Below are 19,872 nucleotides of genomic sequence, written 5' to 3'. Positions count from 1 at the left end.
CATGACGAGACTTAAACACATTCGCACCGCCGCCGAGCTAGCTTCCCTCACCCCGGCGCCGGAACTGGCAGGCTGGGATGCAAACGCGTTGGAGCACCACCGCCCCGACGCCCACTGGGTACTGTTTGACCGCAACACCGTCCTGGCCCGTTGCTCGTTATGGTGGCGCACCGTACCGCCCCTACCGGACGAACGGCCGGGGGTTATCGGCCACTACGGCGCCGCCGATGCCGAATCGGGGCGCACCTTGCTAGAGCACGTATGCAACGCACTTGCCGACCAAGGCTGCACCGTCGCCATAGGTCCGATGGACGGCAACACCTGGCGCTCGTTCCGTTTCGTTAGCGAGCGCGGCGACGAGACGCCCTTCTTCATGGAGCCCTGGCATCCGCCCGAATGGCCTCGACACTGGCAGGCGGCCGGTTTCGACACCCTGGCCCGCTACCGCTCGGGGCTGAATCCGGATCTGACGCACGCCGATCCGCACCTACCCGCGCTAGACGCCAAGCTGACGGCGGCAGGTTACCGCCTGCGCACGCTGCGGCTCGACGACTTCGACACCGAGTTAGGCCGCATCCACCGGCTGAGCCTGAGCAGCTTTCGGGATAATTTCCTCTACGACGCCATGCCGGCAGAGGACTTCCTGGCGCTGTACCGCCCACTGCGAGCACGGATTAACCCAGAACTCGTCCTACTGGCCGAGCGCGACGACGAACTCTGCGGCTTCGTCTTCGCTCTACCCGACCTGCTGCGTTCTCAACAAGACACGGTCATCGTGAAAACGCTGGCGGTTCACCCCGAGCAGGGTGGCAACGGCCTCGGCGGTTGGCTAACCGCCAAGGTTCAGCAGCGAGCGGGCGAGCTAGGCTACCGACGCGCCGTCCATGCCCTGATGGTGGACGCCAACCGCTCCCGTCGGATCAGCGAACGCTATGGGGAACCGATGCGGCGCTACGTACTCCTCTGCCGGAGACTCACGTCATGAACATCGCCGAGATTCTCGAACGGCGGGCACATGCTCAGCCGAACCAAGCGGCCATTATCGACAACCATCGCGGCCGCTCCCGCACAACCGGCTTCGGGGAACTGAACGAGGCAGCGGCCCGACTGGCCACCCGGCTGCACCGGCACGGCCTCAAGCAAGGCGATACCGTGCTAGTCCTGCAACCCATGTCAGCCGAACTCTACACGGTGCTCAGCGCCTTATTCCGGCTGGGCTTGGTCGCGATGTTCCTCGACCCCAGCACGGGTCGCGAGCACATGGAACGATGCTGCCGGCGCCATCCGCCCCGGGCACTGATCGCCAGCCCCAAAGCGCACCTGCTCAGGCTGCTATCGCCCGCCCTGCGCCGCATCCCGCTCGCATTCAGCACCGGCGCCTGGGTGCCGGGAGCCAAACGCATTGCCAGCGCCGAAAAGCTCCCGCAGGCTCCGGCCGTCGAACTACCGGACAGCGCACCTGCCCTGCTCACCTTCACCAGCGGCAGCACGGGCGAACCCAAGGCCGCCGTCCGCAGCCACGGTTTTCTCATGGCGCAGCATAGAACCCTGGAAGCCGGCCTGGCGCTGCAAAGCGGAGAAGTCGATCTAAGCACCCTGCCCATCTTCGTGCTCGCCAACCTAGCTTCCGGCGTCACTAGTCTGATTCCCAACGTGGACCTACGCAGCCCAGGGCGGATAAACGCCCGCCGACTGCTGCTCGACATTCAACGCCATCAGCCCAGCCGTAGCGGAGCATCGCCGGCATTCTTTCAGCGGCTGGTCGAACACTGTCGCGCAACCGCCACTACGCTCCCGGCGCTGAAAAAGATCTACACCGGCGGCGCGCCGGTATTCCCCGACTTGCTGGAGCGGTTACAGCAGGTAGCACCGGCAGCGCGGGTCACGGCCGTGTACGGCTCCACCGAGGCGGAGCCCATCGCACATGTGGCGCATGAGGAAATCTCGCCCGCAGAGATTACCGCGATGGTCGGCGGTCGCGGACTGCTGGCCGGAACGCCGGTACCTGAGATCGAACTGCGCATTCTACCCGAGCGCTGGGGCACCCCCTTGGAGCCGTTCACCCGAGAAGCGTTCGAGGCGCAATGTCTGCCCGCCGGCGAACCCGGCGAAATCGTAGTCAGCGGCGAGCACGTCCTGCCCGGTTATCTGCAAGGCCTGGGGGATGCCGAAACCAAGTTCGAGGTCGACGGCCGCCGCTGGCATCGCACCGGCGATAGCGGCTACCTGGACGAGCGGGGGCGCCTGTGGCTGCTCGGCCGCAGCAGTGCGCGCATTCAAGATGCCAAGGGGATTCTCTATCCGTTTGCGGTGGAATGTGCGGCGCGGCAATTACCGGCAGTGACGGCCTGTGCGCTGCTCGAACTCAACGGCGAACGCCTACTGGCGGTGGAAATGAAAAGTACCCTGGACCTGGCCGAGCTGCGCTACCGACTCACCTGGGCCAGGCTGGACAGAGTCGTGCTGCTGGACCGCATCCCCATGGACCGTCGGCACAACGCCAAAGTGGACTACCCGATGCTGCGGCAGCGGTTAATCAATGTCGCGAGTCAGGGACGGCAGGCCAAGCCGGCGTAGGGCACGAACCGTCCCCGTGCTTGCGATTGGAAGCGCGTCGTTACCCCGCGGCCGGCAGGAACGACGTATCCACGTAATGCCGCTTCGGGTTGCGGAGGTCGACCAGCACATCGACCTCCTGCCCTTTCTCAATGTACTGGCTGGGGTCGAACCACAGATTATCGCTGAAGAACACATGCACCCGCCGGGTGGATGGATCGTGCCATTGACAGCTGATCCGCCAAGGCGACCGGCCGTTGACCTGTAGACTGTTATTACGGCCTACGCCCTCTATCCGCGCACGCACGCGATGGCCATTCCGTTTCAGGGTTTTGACGATATTCGCCCGCCGCACAAAGACGAAAACCGCGCTTCCCCCCACCAGTGTGAAGATCACCCCGAAAACGGAGAACAACACCGTGGCCGTCCATAGGTCGAAAAAGTCGTCCATGCGCACATTTCTGGGATTCGCCGGATCGTAGAGCATTGGCACCAGCTCGCCGACGCTGAAACGAGGAGAACTCGAACCGGAACGGCTTCGGTAAGTTGCCATGCCGTTCGGCCCTTGATACCTCACCACCGGGTAATAGCGAACCGTCTGGTTTCCGTCCGAATCGCGCCCGATCTCTCGCCGGACTTCCAGCACAACGCCTACCGTCGGTTCCGCCGTCGTTACAAACCGATAGCTGTTGTACCCGGTAACCCCCGCCCCGACGAGAGCCGAAAGGCCGATAAAGAGAAACAACGGCGGAACGACTTTTAAGATCTTCATTCAAAGCAACCTTCTTCTACTTGTAGCTTCCTTAAGGAGGCACTGATCAATTCCTTAGTGCCTCTGGCCGCGAGGAGCGGCATCGTCTAGCAAGCAGGCCAGCCATCGCCGTAGTCCTTGCCAAACACGGCAATATCGCGCCTTGCTCATCCCGGCGCGAAGAGTACCAAATTCAATTGACAACATGGCACTAATAAAGGAATATCCCCCCGCCTTTTTATGGGGAAGAAGCACCTCTGGTGCACAATAAGTCTTCACCGCCGAAAACTGACAAACGCTTATTTAACGGCACTATCGGCAGCGCCTCGACAAGTTGACACTTGCCAATCGGCCTTTGACCTAACCGCCCACCTTTTTCAAGTCACGAGCCCGTATCAACCTGCGTCCGCGGCTTGATCGCGGGTCGGAAAGAATCATAAAGAACAAGGAAAGCGCGCAACATGAAGTTTCGCCGTATCTACCTTGCAGCCCTATGCTTTTGCCTGCTCGCGGGCAAAGCGGCTGCCGGGCCGGACCGCTCGCTCTTCGAGGCCATCGAAGCCGGCTCTCTCGAAGAGGTGCAAGCCGCCGTCGCCAAAGGCGCGAACGTCAACACCGTCTGGGTCATGCCGGAATCCTATTGGTGGCGCAGTTCCGAGCTGACGGTGCCGTTAATCTTTGCCCTCGGAGCGGGCGAAACGGACATCGCCGAGTACCTGTTCGAGCAAGGCGCCAACCCCGCATTCAGCCCTATCGAAGGCGTTCCGTTGGCCTATGCCGCCGCTCTAGGAGGGTCGCTGCGAATTCTCGAATCGAGCCTCGCCCTCGGATCGGATACCGCGCTGGGCTTTCGAGACGACCACGGCGAACTACAACGCGACGAAAACCGCATTCTTGCCGCCGCCGTTTACGGCGGCAATACCGCGGTTGTCGAACGCTTACTGGCGCACGGCATTCCTCTGCCGGACACCCCGGAACAACAACTTGACCTACTAAAACACACGGCCCAGGGCTACGGCGATCCTGCCGCGATGTTCCCGTTCCTGCGCTCGCTGAACGTCGGTCCGGAGCAACTCGACAACGACGACAAGGCCACCCTGCTCGACGCCGCATTCGGCTCTCGCCAAGACCGCAATATCCGCTACTTCCTCGACCAAGGCTACGCCGACAACCTCTCCGGCGATCAACGGCTAGATCTGGCACTGCGGTTTTCCAACCGCTCGATGCTAGAGGCCTCGTTGCAGGACACGACGCTACGGCTTTCCGAGGAGCAGCTGACCCGCATCGCCCGCAATATCCAGTATGGGGATCATGAGACGCTCCGGCTTCTGCTGCAAACAAATCGCCTGGACACCTTCGTCGCTGCCGGCCGGCTTTACGATATTCTGACAAGTGCCGCGCTACGCCAGGATTCCGAACTCGAAAAAGACATACTGGCCCGCATCGCTCCCTTGACAGACGCTTCCGGCAGCAACTGGGGCCACCTACTCGGTACCGCTATCGCCGAGGAACGGGCACTCATGACGCAGTGGCTACTCGCCCAGCCCGGCATAGCGCTTGAGGTCAGCGTCGACGGCCATACGCCGCTTGCTATCGCCATTGCCCAAGGCAACGAGTCACTCGCGCGCGAACTGCTCGCCGCCGGCGCCAACCCGAACGCAAGCGTATTCCCCCATCGACACGAAAGACAATCGGTGGCCCACCTCGCCTGCGACCAGGGCATGGGCGAGCTCATGTTACAGCTCATGCAAGCAGGCGCTTCCATCGGCATCACCGCTTGGGGAATAACCGACGCCCTGGAATGCGCCATAGAGAGAGGCCACAACGCGGTTGCGCTACTGGCCTACGATCGTCTCCCGGCGGACGACGATACCGCCTATCTCCAGGCGACGCTTCTAAACGCCGCCATCGAAAAGGGGAACCAACCCTTGGTGTCGGCACTGCTGGCGCAAGGCGCCCCTATCGAGTACGGCGAAGGCCACCGCCACAGCAACGCCCTGTTCACAGCCATCGAGTACGGAAAAACCGATATCGTCGAAACGCTCATTACCCACGGCGCAAACCTGGGCAGTGGCGAAAACCAGGCTTATCGAAAGAACGCTGTCGATATCGCCCTGGAGCAGGGGCGGCGGGAAATCCTGGAACTGCTTTTGGCTCATGGCGCCGAGGTCGAATTCGATCAGACAGAAGCGCTAAGCCGCTACTGCAGCGCCCTACGAAGGGACCGAGTCGGAGCTTGGCGTCTGCTGCAAGATTTGGTCGACTCAACACCGACCTGCAATCACCTGGACCCCCTGTCCTACGCCATCACCCAATACAGCCCCAACAGCGTACGCGCGCTGCTCAACGACGGTGCCGACACCGAACAACGCGCTAACGACTGGAACGGCTTCCAGAGCGGCTGGACGCCGTTAATGCACGCGGTAGCAAACATACAACCGTACTTCGTCGAACTGCTGATCGAGCACGGCGCCGACCCCAACGGCCCGTCGCTCGAGCAGCCGCAGATGGGGAGGTACGATCAAGGCGACACGCCTCTTCACGTCGCGATCCAGGAAAACTGGCTGGAAGTCGTGGACTATTTGCTGGAAGCCGGCGCCTATCCGGATCGAACCGATCGTTCCGGCACCACCCCGCTTATGTTAGCTGCTCGCGTAGGCAACGAAGATGCCATCGTACAACTGCTGCTCGGAGGCGCCTCGATATGCTCGCGGGACAACCAGGGCCAAGCCGCGTTGGATATCGCCCGCAACACAAGCGTCAAGGCACTGTTGATCGCAGGAGGCGCAGAACGATGCGAGTAAACGGATTCGTACTTCTACTCGGGCTGTTATGGCTAACCGGCTGCGCCTCCACCGCAACGATGCCCGGAGACATCGATACAGCGGCTTGGTTTCAAGCGCTCAACGAAGGCGATGCGGCATACCTTGAGCGGCAACTGCAACGCGGAGTACCGGCAGACCTCAGGCGGCAAGACGGTTGGAGTTCGCTGGAACTGGCTATTACTCAAAACAACCGATCGCTGGCAAAGCTGCTGCTCGAACACGGCGCGGATCCTCACGGCACGACCCATAACGGCGACTCCATCCTGTTCTCAGCCGTCTACGCCGGCGACCCCGAGCTTGTACGACAGTTGCTGAAAAAAGGGGCCAGCGTCGAACAACGGAACCGGCACGGTTTCACCCCGGCGGAGCTGGCCCGGGCACGGGGCGATGCGGAAGTATTCGCCACCCTATTGCTCGAACGGCCGCAACGGCGGAGCACTTACGCGCCCACGCTCGGCGCCCTTGCCGACCCCAGGCAACTCGATAGCTATGTCGACGACCCGATGGCCTATTACCTCCTTGGCCGCATAGAGGAGTCCAAGCGCTGGCGGGTCGACTATTCGTTAGTCGAAGCGGCCTATCTGGCTGCGAGCGAACATCCGGCGGCTGCATTCCGCCTCCTCGAACGGTACGCCGATCCGGCATCGCCGCTGTATGACATGGGCAAAGCCCTGGCGTGGCACTCACAGCGGTGGTCAGTGCGCGAAGCCAACGAGCACGACCTTGCCTACCTGCGTCAACGCGCGTTCCACCGCCCCGACCCGCTCACGCAGTACCTCTACGCCACCACCGCCCTCCTTCGGCAAGGCAGCAACGATTACCCGCAGGAGGAGCTGGCACGGACGCTTATCCTAGATGCTGCCGAAAACGGGCTGGCGATGGCCCAACACGAAGTCGGCGACCGCTATTGGTTTTACTTCCCCGAGGAGCCTGACGACCGCGTTCAAGCGGCGGCTTGGCTCTATCGAGCGGCGGAGAATGGGCACCCGAAGGCGGCGGAGGCGCTAGCCGACAGGTACCGACATGACGGCGACCTCGACACCGCGCTCGTCTGGTATCGCCGTGCAGGAGAGCTGGGCGATCCTTACCAATTCTATTGGGCGGCCACCGGTCTGGAACAGGGGCGATATGGGTTCCCGAAAGATCCCGAAGCAGCCGTGCAGTGGTACATTTGGGCTGCCGAATATGGAGATCACAACGGGATAGCCTGGCTCGCCCGCGCTCATACTACCGGCGAACACGGCATCAAGCGCGACCCGATGAAGGCAGTCGAGCTGCTGCGCCGGATCGACCGCAACAGAGAAGCCGATGAGCTGATTAACGAGGCCCTGACGCTAGCGCTCGACACCGGCGATCGCGCATTGCTCAGGCGTGCCCTGAAGCAGGCGGACCCGGCTTCGGAAGGCTTCCGCCAGACCTGGATACTAGCGGCAGCCGAGCACGACCGCCGGACGGCCCGACGTTTCGTCAACGCCGGCGTCGATGTCGATACCGTCGTCGGCGATACGACCGCTCTGCTCGCAGCCATCCGTGGCGACAATGTCGGCATGGTCACCTGGCTCATACAGCAAGGCGCGAGCCTAACGCTTGCACCCAGTCGGCACTCGCCCCTTACAGCCGCCGTGGATGCCGGAGCCATCGACAGCCTTCGCGTTCTAGTCAATGCGGGCGCTCCGGTTTCTGAGCCGGACGCCGCCGGCGATACGGCGCTGATCCGCGCAGTCCGTAACGGGCACACCGAGACCGCCCGCTTACTGCTTGCCGCCGGTGCCGACCTTAACCAGGCGGACGCACGCGGGCACACGCCCCTCGACTGGGCACAACAGCAGACCAGCCGAGAAGGCCTGGAGCGCCTCTTGTTAGCACAGGACTCGCTTGCTTTATCGGCAGACGAACGCGCAGCGCGGCTGGCAAGCCTGGACGCAGCGCAGGCAGCCCGCGAGCGCGCCGAACGCTGGCTCGCCGGAGAACTGTTCGACCGACTGGACAGCTCGGGCCAGATTGTGGCGAACAACGACTACCAAACAACCCCTTGGGCCTGCGTGCGCGACCAAATGAGCGGGCTGACTTGGGTCGTCCCCACCGAGGCGGGGCGTTATTCGGCAGAGCACCGTTATCGGCACCCGACTTACGGGAACGACAACTGCGAACGGGAAGCCTGCGACCTCGCCACCCATGTCCAATTAGTCCGCTCGGAAGCGCTGTGCGGTATCGACGACTGGCGCGTGCCCGCACAGGCGGAACTCAAAACGCTCGCCTTCGATCACGCAAGCCCCGCCTTCCCCAACTGGCCGGGTTTTGCCTTGTGGAGCTGGCACGACGACGCTCCGGCCATCACCTGGGCCAGCGGGCTGTTTGGGCAAGGCAGCGCCGCGATCTCGGTAGTGAGCCACGCGCAGGTCCTCTTGGTCAGCGGCGAGGCGCAACCCTTGCCGCAACGCCCCTCGGCTTGGTTCCATACCACCGTATTCCGGTATAGCGACGCAGGGGCTGACGAGCGCTAGCAGGTTACTGAAAAGGCCCATGGGTCAGGCGCTTACACGCCCGACCCATGGGTGACCTGCTAAAGATCAAGGCATCTTGTATGCTAGCCGCTCTATAGCTTAAGAAGCGGCGAAACTAATAATGAAGACAGGAACGGATAACAGGGGGTGGTCTTGGGCAGATCAGATGAGTGTGTACTCATTCTGGGGCCTGCTGGGCTTTTACCTATTTGCGATGGCTGCGATGAGCATGCAGTTCACCATCCCGGCGGATATGCGGCTGGCCGGCAGGACAAGCTCAGCACCGGATACAGCGCACGCTATGCTTGCACTAGGCGCGATCGCCGGCTTCCTGGTCGGCTGGCTCGTAACCCGACATAAGTCTTTACTCTTCCTAGCAATACTGGGCGCCACGCAAGCCCTCTGCGGGCTCGCCATAGGCCTTCTCGACCCTGAAGCGATGCTGCCACTTGCCGCTAGCTTTTTCCTACTCGGTTTAGCGAGTGCCGCGATATTACTGGCCGTTCCGGCGATTTTTGCCGGTGGCCGAGGCGGAGCCGAAACGTTTGCCATTCTCTTTGGCTTAGCGATATTCCTAAACCAGTCCGTGGCGACGACGATAACTAGCGTGTTGTGGGACACAATCGCGATCGGGCGTGGCCTCAACCCCGCGGCCTCGGCCTTGGCCTACTCGTTGGCGATACTTGCTGCCTTGGGCTTACTTTTTCTGCTTCCCGTTAACCCGTCCTTGTTCAACGGAGCTCCGCCGGAGCGTCGAATAGCCTTAAAACCCAAGCACCGTCACCCCGTCGCCGTCGCGTTTCTTTGCCTCATACCTTTTTATGGTTTTTATTGGCTGTACCGCGCTCATGGCGAAGCTATAGAGGCTGTCGACCCGGCGCAGATCCCTGCTCCGTGGGCGGCAGTTCTAGCCGCGTTACTCCTCCCCATCGTAACGCCGATACTGCTGGTCAAATTGTTCGAGGCGCGTAACGAAGCCCGTCAAGCGCACGACCAACCTCCGGTAGTCGATATGTGGGTTATGTATATCTTGGCGATTCTACTGTTTCCGGTAGCGGCAGCCGTGGTTCAAGCGACGATCAACAGCACCATTCGGGCTCAGGCAGGCGAACCAAGCAACGCACGCTAGCGCTGCGCTTGTCGGCAAGCCACCCGTCCTCTATGCCTCCGGCCCGACAGCGCCGGGCACCACTAACCATATGCCAAGCAGACTTGACATTTTGCATAATGACAAGCACGCTTGGCATATGATCAATCACATTCGCGCTCACCGAAAAGCACGCGGGCTGACGCAGGCCGAGCTGGCCGCAGCAATGGGCGTCTCCCGCAACACCATTAACTCGATCGAGGTCGGGCGCTACGTTCCATCCCTAGCGCTGGCGCTTGCGCTGGCAAGGTTCTTTGGCAAGCACGTGGAGGAGCTTTTCGATGACCGAGAACAGTAACGGGCAACGGTCGCGGTCGCCGCTGGCGGTGCCGGCAATAGCGGTAGCGCTAGGGCTGGGCATGCTGCTGACGTCGTGGCTGATCGCGGGAGAGCTTGGCGCCGGATTAGTCATGCTCGCCATCATGCTGATCTATGCGGCAGTGATGCGCTTCGGGCAGCGCTTTGAAGCGGTACAAATACTCGGCAACGACCCGCCCTTGGACGAGCGCCACGCGGTTATTCAACTGCGCGCACTGGCAGCGGCTTACCTCGCGGTTCTGACCGTGGCACTGGTGGGGTTCTTTTGGGAGATCTCGCGCGCCAGCCCGGCCCGTTCACGCTGATTTGTTTCGTCGGCGGCATCACCCATATGACGGCGGCCGTCATCCTGCGGCGACGCCTGTAGCGGTTGGCGGCGACATCGACGGCCACAGCCTCTATTCGCAAGACGCTTAACAAGCCATACCGCTACCGTGAGATACGATACAATCGCCCTCACAGATGCCCCGATATGCAGGATGGTTCATGTTCGAATTAGCAGACATCGATCCGGACACCTACCAGCGGCAGACACGCAAGATCAGCCTGATCGTGATCGTACTCTTCGCCGTTCTGGCCATGGCGCTAGCGACACTCTCGGTGCGTCTTTTGGGCGAGCCTGGCGGCAATAATTTCGTCTGGAATCTAGGCGGAGTGCTGGCCGGGCTGGCGCTGACCATAGCCCTGGTGCGCTTTAAACTCTGGCATCAGCCCTGGATGGCCCCAGCCGTGTACGGTTGGCAACTCAAGCGCAACCTAATGCGAATCACCAATATCAGGCACGAGGTCAAGGCACGGGTCGCGGAGAACGATCCGGATGCCATGAAACTGCTACGTTTCTACCACCTGGGGCTGGATCAGATGTACCGTTTGGACGGTAACCTCAGTGCATTGGACGATCTATTACCGGAGCGAGAAGCACTGAAACAACAGATGAGCGAACACAACATCCCGACCGAGCAGACGCGACTCGACCCCGCCTGGTTCGATTCAATAAAAAACGCACCTAAACAGAACGGCCTTTGGCCGTTTTCGCACGCCCGTAAAAGCCGGAGCATTACCGAGGTGTCCCGCCTCCCCCCTGGGTGGCCTCGACGAGCGCCCGAGCCGATGAAATAGCCGGGCGGAATCGATGCCGCCGACGTACCCAAGCCGTCCTGCGACATCGATCGATAACTATCGGCTAAACAATGCCCTGCTCGTTCATCGCATCCGCAACTTTGACAAAGCCGGCAATATTCGCCCCATCGACGTAGTTCACATACCCTCCTTTGCCTGCGCCATAATGCATGCAGGTGGTATGAATCGACTGCATAATGCTATGCAGCTTCTCGTCCACTTCGCCGTCGGTCCAGCTTAGCCGTAAGGCATTCTGGCTCATCTCCAGGCCGCTGACCGCAACGCCGCCGGCATTGGAAGCCTTACCCGGCGCATAAAGAATGCGGGCGGCCTGAAAACAGTCCACGGCGCCAATCGTCGAAGGCATATTCGCGCCTTCGGCTACGCAAAAGCAGCCGTTGTTTATCAGCGCCAGCGCATCGCGATCATCCAGCTCGTTTTGAGTTGCACACGGCAAGGCAATATCGCAGGGGTAGCCCCAAGGCCGCTTATCGGCGGCAAACTCAAACCCGAACTCCTCGGCAAACGTGCTCAACCGACCACGGAGCTCGTTCTTCAAGCGGACGAGAAAGTCCCACTGCTCGTCGGTCAAACCCTCCGGCATATACACAGTACCGCCCGAATCGGATAGCGTAATCACCTTCGCCCCGAACTCCATCGCCTTGGCAGCCGCGAATTGCGCAACATTGCCAGAGCCGGAAATCGCGACCTTAAGTCCGTCCATATTGGCGTATTTAGGCTTTATCATCTCGGCGACGAAATAGATCAAACCGTAGCCCGTCGCCTCCGGGCGAATCAAGCTACCGCCGTAGTTATAGCCCTTGCCGGTAATCACCCCGGTAAACTCGTTGGCGAGCTTCTTGTACATTCCGTACAAATACCCGATCTCCCGCCGACTGACCCCGATATCGCCGGCGGGCACATCCAGATCATGGCCGATATGGCGGTAGAGTTCGCTCATAAAAGACTGACAAAAGCGCATGACTTCGGCATCGCTGCGCCCTTTCGGGTCAAAGTCGGCCCCCCTTTACCGCCGCCGAGCGGCAAGGTGGTAAGCCCGTTTTTAAAGACCTGCTCAAACGCCAAGAACTTGAGAATGCTCACATTCACCGACGGATGAAAGCGCAACCCTCCCTTATAAGGGCCGATCGCACTATTCATCTGCACCCGATAGCCTCGGTTCACATGCACCCGCCCCTGATCGTCCACCCAGGGCACCCGAAAAGTGATGATCCGCTCCGGCTCGACCAACCGCTCCAGTAAACCCATATCGCGATAGCGTGGATGGCGTTCGATAAAAGGCCAGACGCTCCGCATCGTCTCTTCCACCGCTTGCAGAAACTCGGGCTGGTCAGGGTCGCGTTCTCGCACATAGGCGAGAAACGCCTGCAAATCGTCAGACATTCAAATTACCTCGTAGGCCTATATCGTGATGCTTGGCGCAATGTATTACCAAAACTCTGCATAACAATACTTGATTAACCTCTACTTTATCGTTTCTACCAACGCGCGCGTCCGGCGGCCGATCTATCGCCCAGGTCACCGCCAACCCGCGAACAACCTCTTATACTTGAGCATTTAGCAATACAGCAGCCACAATAGCCGCACGACCGGTGTGCCTATATCCTGACTCAGCCCCTCGCCTGGCCGGTTGTCGCGCAAGGGGAAAGCACACCGCGGCTTTCAACTTCCGATCTGAGGACGAGGCAAGCGCCGTGACGAATTCTTCCAAGATATTGCTTGACGAAAGCGAGCTACCTACGCACTGGTACAACGTCATTCCCGACATGCCGACGGCACCGGAGCCCTACCTCGGCCCCGACGGCCAGCCGGTATCGCCGGATCAGCTCGCCGCCATTTTTCCGCCGGCGATTATTGAGCAGGAAGTCAGTCAAGAGCGCTGGATACCGATTCCGGAGCCGGTCCGCGAAGCACTGTTACTGTGGCGGCCCTCCCCCTTGTTCCGCGCGCGACAGCTAGAACAAGCGCTGGGCACCCCGGCCCGCATTTATTACAAATACGAAGGCGTCAGCCCCGCCGGCTCTCACAAACCGAACTCCGCCGTGGCTCAGGCCTACTACAATCGCGAAGCCGGTATCCGCAAGCTCACGACCGAAACCGGCGCCGGCCAATGGGGTTCGTCGCTCGCGCTGGCCGGACAAATGTTCGGCCTGGATGTTGAAATTTACATGGTCAAGGTGAGCTATCACCAAAAACCGTTCCGTCGCTCCATGATGGAAACCTGGGGCGGCAAAGTTATTGCCAGCCCTTCGAACCTGACTGAAGCGGGCCGAGCCGAACTCGCCCGCGACCCGGACTCCCAAGGCTCCCTCGGCATAGCCATTTCCGAAGCGGTCGAAGTGGCCGCCTCGCGGAGCGACACCAACTACGCCTTGGGCTCGGTGCTCAACCATGTCTTATTGCACCAAACCGTTATCGGCCAGGAAGCCAAAGCCCAACTCGCCAAAGTCGGCGCTTATCCGGATGTCGTCTTCTCGCCCTGCGGCGGCGGCTCCAACGTCGGCGGCATGATGTTTCCCTTTCTTGCCGACAAAGCGGCCGGCAAAGAGGTGCGGCTAGTCGCCGTCGAACCGACCTCCTGCCCGACGCTGACGCGCGGCCATTTCGCCTATGACTTCGGCGACACCGCCGGCCTCACCCCCATGATGAAAATGTTTACCTTAGGCCATGACTTTATGCCGCCCGGTATTCACGCCGGCGGCCTGCGTTACCACGGCGATTCGGCGCTGGTTTCGCAGTTGTATAAAGACGGTATTATCGAAGCGATAGCCGTTCCGCAGCTCGCCACTTTCGAAGCAGGCCTTCTTTTTGCCCGAACGCAAGGGATTATTGCCGCCCCCGAGGCCTGCCATGCCATTCGTGCAGCCGTTGACGAAGCGTTGCGGTGCAAGGAGAGCGGCGAAGCGAAAACCATCCTGTTTACACTTTCCGGCCACGGCCATTTCGATATGGCCTCTTATGACAAATACCTGGCGGGCGAGCTGGAAGACTACGACTATCCCGAAGAGGCCATCCAGCAAGCCCTGCACCGGCTACCGAAGGTGCGCTAAAAGACCGGGGTACGGCACGCCGAAGAACGCTTACCCCTGCGACGCGCCGCCCCCGCTAACTCGCGCCGAACAGGCGGGCGAACAGCCCGCCTCGCGCTTCCGGCACCTGCACTTGCCGCGCGTCGGCTTCCGCTGCCGCTATCAGCTCGTTAAGCCGCGCGCCGACCGCCTGGGCAGCTTCCCGCTCCTCTTTCCTGAAGGACGACCCCTGTCCTAGTACCTCTGCCGCAATTAACGCCTGCGTGAAGTGAAAGACAGTCAGGCGGACCGTATCCAGAATCAGGTCGCAAGCCTGCCGAGGCACGGCCAGCGCCAACGGCGCATCAAGGTTAATTTGGGCACGCAGCGGCGCCTGCAGCGCAGCCGGCAGCTCCAGCACGGCGCTATCCGTCTTGCGGCCGCCAGGGTACCGCTTGATCAAGGTCTCGATGCCCTGCCGCAACTCGAAATAAGGAATGGCGTCTCTTGCCTTGTCGGTAATCGGCGCTTGTACCCAGCCGACACCGGGCCGCGACGCCAACAGCGTAGCGCTCGTAACGCAACGAAAGCGCGGCACGCCAGCGTCTGCTCCGTAGCCGTCACGCTCGCACTTAAACCAATGGCTCACAGCCTTCTGGCCGAGTACGGACGACAGAAAGATCGTACGCGATAGGATCTCGGCTACCGGGGCTTCCTCGCTCCGTGCCTGCGCGTTGATTGATTCCACAACAGAAGCCATTGTGCTCTCCCCCTGCGGCGATTCCCATCCACCGCAGCGTCGATTTTTTCGTGTAATTGTATGCTCGCGAAGGAGCGGCTTGAGCTGTCGAGGTCGACTCAAGCCCCCCCTAATCCCTGCTTTTGCAAAATATGTGCCGCGGCAAAAAGCGCTTCCGTTCGCCATCCACCGCACATCGCGCGCTACCTTCCGTAACGGTTGCTTATATTCGTAACAAATACTCACCCGGCGCCGGCAAATCGTTCCTGCGCCGTTTGCGGCGACGCAGTCAGGCGATAAAGCGCCGGTACGACGACCATGTTCAACAACGTCGAGGTAATCAGCCCCCCTAGAATCACGACCGCCATGGGCGCCTGTATCTCCGTGCCCGGCTCGCCGAGCCCCAGCGCCAGCGGAATCAACGCCAACCCGGCAGTGAGCGCGGTCATCAGAATCGGCGCCAGCCGCTCCAGCGACCCGGCTCGAACCGCCTCGTCAACGCTCAGCCCTTCCTGGGTCAAGGCCTGATAGCGAGCAATGAGCAGGATGCCGTTTCTCACCGCGATACCGAACAAGGTGATAAAGCCGACCAGCGCTGCCACCGTCAAGGTTCCCCCCATGAAAAACACCGCCGCGACACCGCCGACGAGCGCGAGCGGGATATTCACCATAACCAGCAGGGCCAGCCGGAGAGACTGAAACGCCATCTGCAACAGCAGCAGGATACCCACCAGCACCACCAGCGAAACCCAAAGAATGGTGCGAGTAGCGGCCTCTTCGGCCTCGAACTGGCCGCCGTACTCGATGCGATAACCGCTCGGCAACTCGACCTCGCGCACCACCGCCTGCCGGATCTCGTCCACCGCCCCCGTAAGTCGCGGCCAGCGACATTGCTGCTGACGATCAGACGCCGCTCGGCATTCTCCCGTAACACCATACCGGGGCCGTACTCAAAGCTCGGCGGAGCGAGATAGCGCAGCGGCACCAGGTCGCCCGTCGGCGTGCGTATCGGCATATCGCCCACCCGATAACGGTCGCTGCGCGCCTCGTCGTCAAACCTGACCACCAGGTCAAAGCGCCGGTTGCCCTCCAGCACCTGCGACACCGCAACACCGCCGTACGCCGTGCCGACCAACTGCGCGAGCTCGTCGACGCTAACGCCGTAGCGCGCCATAGCCTCGCGATCCGCCCGCAACCGAAGCTGCGGCACCGCTTGCAGCGGTTCCACGGCAACATCCACCGTCCCGTCCACCTGCTGCATAATGCGCTCGATGTTGCCGCCGATCCGCTCCAACTCGGGCAGCGACGGGCCGAACACCTTCACCGCGATGCTCGCTCGCGTACCCGAAAGCATATGATCTATACGATGCGACAGCGGCTGTCCGATGTTAAAGGAGACGCCGCGCACCCCCGACAAGGTATCCCGCACCTCCTCTAAAAAGGCCTCCTTACCTTGCGGCAGATCGCCTAGCGTTACCTCGAACTCGGAAACGTTCGGCCCCTGCGTATGCTCATCCTCTTCCGCGCGTCCGCTCTTGCGGCCGACCGTGCGCACTTCGGGCAAGGCGAGCAAAAGTTCCTCGATGTGGCGCCCCAGGGCCGCGGAGGTTTCAAGCGAGGTGCCTGGCGGCGTTGTCGCCGCAATCGTCAGGCTGCCCTCGTTAAACTCGGGCAGAAACGAACGCCCCATCTGCGTAATCGCTGCCAAAGTCGCGGCCACCAGCAACAGCGAGAACGCAAGGATGGGCCCCGCACGGCGCAGGCTGAAGCCGAGCAGCGGCGTGTACCAGCGTTTGCACCAACGAATCAACGGCGAATCTTCGCCGTCAAGCCCGCGGGCGCGCGGCAATAGCCAAGCGCTGAGCACGGGCGTGACCGTAAGCGCCACCAGCAACGACGCCGCAATCGCTAGTAGATAGGCCAGACCTAGCGGCGCCAGCAAGCGTCCCTCGACCCCGCTCAGCACAAACAACGGCGCGAATACCAGCATGATGATGGCGGTCGAAAACACCACCGACTGGCGCACCTCGGAGCAGGCCCGGAAGACAACGTCGACAACCGGCCGCGGCTGTGCTTGCGCGCGGTTTTCCTTCAGCCGCCGGAAAATGTTCTCGACGAAAATAATCGCATCGTCCACCAGCGCCCCAATAGCGATAGTCAGCCCCCCAAGCGTCATGGTGTTGATCCCGATGCCCAGCGCCCAAAGCAGGAGCAAGGCAGCAGCCAGCGCAAGCGGAATAGCGAGCGTGGAGATCAGGGTCGTCCTAACGCTGAGCAAGAAAAGGAACAGCACAACGACAACGAACAATGCCCCGTCGCGTAGCGCCGAGGACACGTTCGCGATGGCGGTATTAATGAAGTCCGCCTGCCGAAACAGGCCCGGCTCGATAGCAAGCCCCTCCGGCAGGCGCTCTTCCGCCCGCGCAAGTACCTCGGCGATCTGCTCGGTCAGTTGCAGGGTGTCCGCCTGCGGCTGCTTGAGTACCGCAACCATTACCCCCGGCTTCCCGTTGATACCGGCATCTCCCACCGCGATGGCAGCGCCCTGCTGTACCGCGGCAACATGCCGGAGCAATACCGGAACGTCGCCGCGCACAGCCACGACGCTCTCGCGCAGATCCTCCAGCGCCTCCGTGCGGCCGAGAAAGCGAATCAGGTAATCGCGCCCGCCCTCGCTGATCCAGCCGCCACCGGCATTACGGTTGGCACGGCTCACCGCCGTCGTCACCTCATCGAGCGCGATGTCGAACTCCCGCAGCCGGTCCGGCGAGACCAGCACCTGATACTGGCGGACTTCGCCGCCCAGCGTCGTCACTTGCGCGATGCCGGGAATGGCGAGCAGCTGCGGGCGCAGCTCCCAGTCGGCGATCTCGCGCGCCGCCATCAGCCGTGCCGGGTCATCGACACTGACGCCGAAAAACTCGATCTCGCCCATAATCGAGGTGATCGGCCCAAGGACCGGCGGGCTTGCCTGCGGCGGCAGCCGGCCGCTGGCCTGAGCAAGACGCTCGGTAACGGTCTGACGCGCCTGGACAATATCGGTGCCCCACTCGAACTCCACCCAGACGATGGAAAAGCCCGGCACCGCAAGCGAGCGTACCCGGCGAATATCGGCCGCGCCGGACACAGACGTCTCGATCGGAAAGTTGATCTGCTGCTCCACCTCTTCGGTGGCGAGTCCGGGCGCTTCCGTCATCACGGTGACACTTGGCGCCGTCAGATCGGGAAAAACGTCTACAGTCGTCATCCGCGCAGCATAGAGCCCCGCCCCCAGCAGGAGCACGGAAAGCGCAAGTACCAAGAGCCGGTTGCTCAGGGACCAACGAATAATAGCGTCGAACATACTGCCCCCTAGTGCGAGTGGCCGACTTCGGCGCTGGTATCCCGCGCGGCCAGCAGCACAGGATACGCACCCCGCACAACGACGCGCTCGCCGGGCGCAAGCCCATCGAGAATAGCGACACGGCCCTCGGCACGTACGCCGGTCCGCACGACACGGCGCTCGAACCACTCGCCACCGACTTGAACGATGACAACGGCAACCCCGTCGTCGTCCACGATCGCCGCGGCAGGCACCACAGGCCGCGACTCCGCCGCCCCCGCCTGAAACCCGATGCTCGCGGCCGTTCCGGCGATCAAGTCACCGTCCGCGTTATCGATCTCGAAAATGACGGCAACGGTCCCGCTGGTTGCGTCAGCCTGGCGTACCACAAAGCTCGGCTGCGTCTGCTCAAGCGCGCGGAAGCCTCCGTCCGGCAGGCGCAGCGTCGGCTGCTGGGTCAACGTCAGCCGGTGTAAATCGGCATGATAAAGGTGGGCACGCAGCCAGAGGCGGCGGTCGTCGATGATGGTAAACAACAGCATACCGGCATCGCCCGCCTCCCCCGGCGTCACCGCGCTGTCGACAACCACCCCGTCTATCGGGGCCCGCAGATCCACCGCATCGCCACTGGCGCGGGCGCTGCCCGTAAGCCGCGCCAGCCGAGCCTGCGCGCGCTCAAGCGTCTCCCGAGCCATAGTGTGTTCGGCCCGCGCTTCCTGTAGCCGCCTCTCGGGCACCACCCCTGTTCATGCAAAGCGCGGACGCGCTCAAGCTCGCGCTCGGCAAGCTGTAGTCGCTCCCGCGCCTGAACTGTCTCCAAGCGAAGCTGGCTAACGTCGCCGGCGCCGGCAATGGAAACGATACGGGCAAGCACCTCGCCCGCGCTGACCGACGTTCCCGGGCGGGGCCACGAACCGTTTTCCACAGTCGTAACGACACCCGCTGCCGGCATCACCACCCGCGCATGACGCTCGGGCACGGGCTCCAACCGTGCCGGCGCCGTTAGCTGCGGGGCGATAAGCTGCGTACGAACCGCGGCGGTGGCAAACGGCATACGCCACTGCTGCGCCTTCGGAAAGAAAATCAAATCCTTGTCGTCATGGTCGTGGTCGTGCTTGGACGACACGCCGAATACGCTAACTGTCCCCAGCTCAAACGTACGCACAGCCTCGTCGAGCGTGTGCAAAAGCGTCAAACGGTACTTGCCCTCCCGTGGCAGCACGACCTCCGCCTTAAAGGTGTTTTCATGCGCGGCAGCCTCGAGCCGGTGCTCCGAAACGCCGGCCTCCTCGCTGTCGAAACGGAGTACGAGCGTCCCGGTCGGCACCGGCGTGTGGCTCTCAAGCCAGGTGAGCTGGGCATACCAATGCTGCGGCTTACCGGCGACAGGCGGTTGGTACTGGACGTATGCCTCCAGCTCCTCGCCCCAGGCGGTTAAAGATTCCAGGTGATGCTCATGAGCATCGGCGCGATGCGTATCGTGGGCATGGCCGTGACCGTCGCAGCCGACCAACGGCGCAACGACCAGCAAGGCCAAAATGAGTCGATGGGCGATATTCATT

Annotated in this window: 13 protein-coding genes and 2 pseudogenes; 9 read left to right on the top strand and 6 right to left on the bottom strand. The window is 61.8% G+C overall.

From position 1 onward, the window contains the following. Window position 1: 1 nt before the first annotated feature. Together CAI21_RS18930 and CAI21_RS18925 are read left to right on the top strand one after the other, a co-directional pair. Window positions 2–985, top strand: coding sequence for a GNAT family N-acetyltransferase (locus CAI21_RS18930; RefSeq protein WP_116303730.1), 984 nt, complete (start codon window positions 2–4; stop codon window positions 983–985). Next, window positions 982–2,577, top strand: a complete 1,596-nt coding sequence (locus tag CAI21_RS18925; protein WP_116303729.1) for an AMP-binding protein — start codon at window positions 982–984, stop codon at window positions 2,575–2,577. The genes CAI21_RS18930 and CAI21_RS18925 overlap by 4 nt, the downstream gene beginning before the upstream one ends. Before the next feature lie 40 nt (window positions 2,578–2,617). Here CAI21_RS18925 and CAI21_RS18920 read toward each other — a convergent pair whose 3' ends face one another. Then, window positions 2,618–3,328, bottom strand: coding sequence for a DUF3592 domain-containing protein (locus CAI21_RS18920; protein WP_116303728.1), 711 nt, complete (start codon window positions 3,326–3,328; stop codon window positions 2,618–2,620). A gap of 440 nt (window positions 3,329–3,768) precedes the next feature. Between CAI21_RS18920 and CAI21_RS18915 the strand changes: the two genes are divergently transcribed. The 6 genes from CAI21_RS18915 (at window position 3,769) to CAI21_RS18890 (ending at window position 11,220) form a co-directional block, all read left to right on the top strand. Further along, on the top strand, window positions 3,769–6,111 hold the full coding sequence (locus CAI21_RS18915; protein WP_116303727.1) for an ankyrin repeat domain-containing protein: 2,343 nt from the start codon (window positions 3,769–3,771) through the stop codon (window positions 6,109–6,111). Continuing rightward, on the top strand, window positions 6,102–8,636 hold the full coding sequence (locus CAI21_RS18910) for an ankyrin repeat domain-containing protein (protein WP_181919537.1): 2,535 nt from the start codon (window positions 6,102–6,104) through the stop codon (window positions 8,634–8,636). The genes CAI21_RS18915 and CAI21_RS18910 overlap by 10 nt, the downstream gene beginning before the upstream one ends. Before the next feature lie 166 nt (window positions 8,637–8,802). Beyond that, complete coding sequence (locus CAI21_RS18905; RefSeq protein WP_116303725.1) at window positions 8,803–9,765, top strand: hypothetical protein; 963 nt, start codon at window positions 8,803–8,805, stop codon at window positions 9,763–9,765. Window positions 9,766–9,883: 118 nt separating this feature from the next. After that, window positions 9,884–10,081, top strand: coding sequence for a helix-turn-helix transcriptional regulator (locus tag CAI21_RS18900; protein WP_116303751.1), 198 nt, complete (start codon window positions 9,884–9,886; stop codon window positions 10,079–10,081). Beyond that, the gene (locus CAI21_RS18895) at window positions 10,065–10,406 is read left to right on the top strand and encodes a hypothetical protein (protein WP_116303724.1); all 342 of its coding nucleotides are present in this window, start codon (window positions 10,065–10,067) and stop codon (window positions 10,404–10,406) included. Before CAI21_RS18900 ends, CAI21_RS18895 begins: the two co-directional genes overlap by 17 nt. A gap of 181 nt (window positions 10,407–10,587) precedes the next feature. Continuing rightward, entirely contained in the window at window positions 10,588–11,220 is a 633-nt protein-coding gene (locus CAI21_RS18890) for a DUF3087 domain-containing protein (protein ID WP_116303723.1), read from the top strand. Between the two features lie 64 nt (window positions 11,221–11,284). On the opposite strand, the pseudogene gdhA reads toward CAI21_RS18890, so the two are convergent. Then, window positions 11,285–12,624, bottom strand: a pseudogene (gene gdhA / locus CAI21_RS18885) (NADP-specific glutamate dehydrogenase). Between the two features lie 311 nt (window positions 12,625–12,935). Between gdhA and CAI21_RS18880 the strand changes: the two are divergent. Continuing rightward, a complete protein-coding gene (locus tag CAI21_RS18880) occupies window positions 12,936–14,291 on the top strand; it encodes a TrpB-like pyridoxal phosphate-dependent enzyme (protein ID WP_116303722.1) in 1,356 nt (451 codons plus the stop codon). A gap of 55 nt (window positions 14,292–14,346) precedes the next feature. Here the strand turns inward: CAI21_RS18880 and CAI21_RS18875 are convergent, their stop codons facing one another. From CAI21_RS18875 to CAI21_RS22960, 4 genes and pseudogenes are all read right to left on the bottom strand, one after another. Further along, window positions 14,347–15,009, bottom strand: a complete 663-nt coding sequence (locus CAI21_RS18875) for an AbiTii domain-containing protein (protein ID WP_116303721.1) — start codon at window positions 15,007–15,009, stop codon at window positions 14,347–14,349. 221 nt (window positions 15,010–15,230) lie between these two features. Continuing rightward, window positions 15,231–18,331, bottom strand: a pseudogene (locus CAI21_RS18870) (efflux RND transporter permease subunit). An 8-nt stretch (window positions 18,332–18,339) separates the two neighbouring features. Continuing rightward, window positions 18,340–19,005: an efflux RND transporter periplasmic adaptor subunit gene (locus CAI21_RS18865; RefSeq protein WP_116303720.1), complete on the bottom strand. Its 666-nt coding sequence runs from the start codon at window positions 19,003–19,005 to the stop codon at window positions 18,340–18,342. After that, a complete protein-coding gene (locus CAI21_RS22960) occupies window positions 18,906–19,871 on the bottom strand; it encodes an efflux RND transporter periplasmic adaptor subunit (protein WP_147305175.1) in 966 nt (321 codons plus the stop codon). The genes CAI21_RS18865 and CAI21_RS22960 overlap by 100 nt, the downstream gene beginning before the upstream one ends. Window position 19,872: the final 1 nt, after the last annotated feature.

Origin of the sequence: Alkalilimnicola ehrlichii (assembly GCF_003399765.1) — a bacterium.
Lineage (GTDB): Bacteria > Pseudomonadota > Gammaproteobacteria > Nitrococcales > AK92 > AK92.
The sequence above is the reverse complement of the archived record's forward strand: the minus strand, read 5'-3'. Positions and strand labels throughout refer to the sequence as shown.

Excerpts from the sequence above, each read along its gene's own strand:
- CAI21_RS18930 (WP_116303730.1), top strand. The coding sequence starts at position 2 with ATGACGAGACTTAAACACATTCGCACCGCCGCCGAGCTAGCTTCCCTC.
- CAI21_RS18925 (WP_116303729.1), top strand. The coding sequence starts at position 982 with ATGAACATCGCCGAGATTCTCGAACGGCGGGCACATGCTCAGCCGAAC.
- CAI21_RS18920 (WP_116303728.1), bottom strand. The coding sequence starts at position 3,328 with ATGAAGATCTTAAAAGTCGTTCCGCCGTTGTTTCTCTTTATCGGCCTT.
- CAI21_RS18915 (WP_116303727.1), top strand. The coding sequence starts at position 3,769 with ATGAAGTTTCGCCGTATCTACCTTGCAGCCCTATGCTTTTGCCTGCTC.
- CAI21_RS18910 (WP_181919537.1), top strand. The coding sequence starts at position 6,102 with ATGCGAGTAAACGGATTCGTACTTCTACTCGGGCTGTTATGGCTAACC.
- CAI21_RS18905 (WP_116303725.1), top strand. The coding sequence starts at position 8,803 with ATGAGTGTGTACTCATTCTGGGGCCTGCTGGGCTTTTACCTATTTGCG.
- CAI21_RS18900 (WP_116303751.1), top strand. The coding sequence starts at position 9,884 with ATGATCAATCACATTCGCGCTCACCGAAAAGCACGCGGGCTGACGCAG.
- CAI21_RS18895 (WP_116303724.1), top strand. The coding sequence starts at position 10,065 with ATGACCGAGAACAGTAACGGGCAACGGTCGCGGTCGCCGCTGGCGGTG.
- CAI21_RS18890 (WP_116303723.1), top strand. The coding sequence starts at position 10,588 with ATGTTCGAATTAGCAGACATCGATCCGGACACCTACCAGCGGCAGACA.
- CAI21_RS18875 (WP_116303721.1), bottom strand. The coding sequence starts at position 15,009 with ATGGCTTCTGTTGTGGAATCAATCAACGCGCAGGCACGGAGCGAGGAA.
- CAI21_RS18865 (WP_116303720.1), bottom strand. The coding sequence starts at position 19,005 with ATGGCTCGGGAGACGCTTGAGCGCGCGCAGGCTCGGCTGGCGCGGCTT.
- CAI21_RS22960 (WP_147305175.1), bottom strand. The coding sequence starts at position 19,871 with ATGAATATCGCCCATCGACTCATTTTGGCCTTGCTGGTCGTTGCGCCG.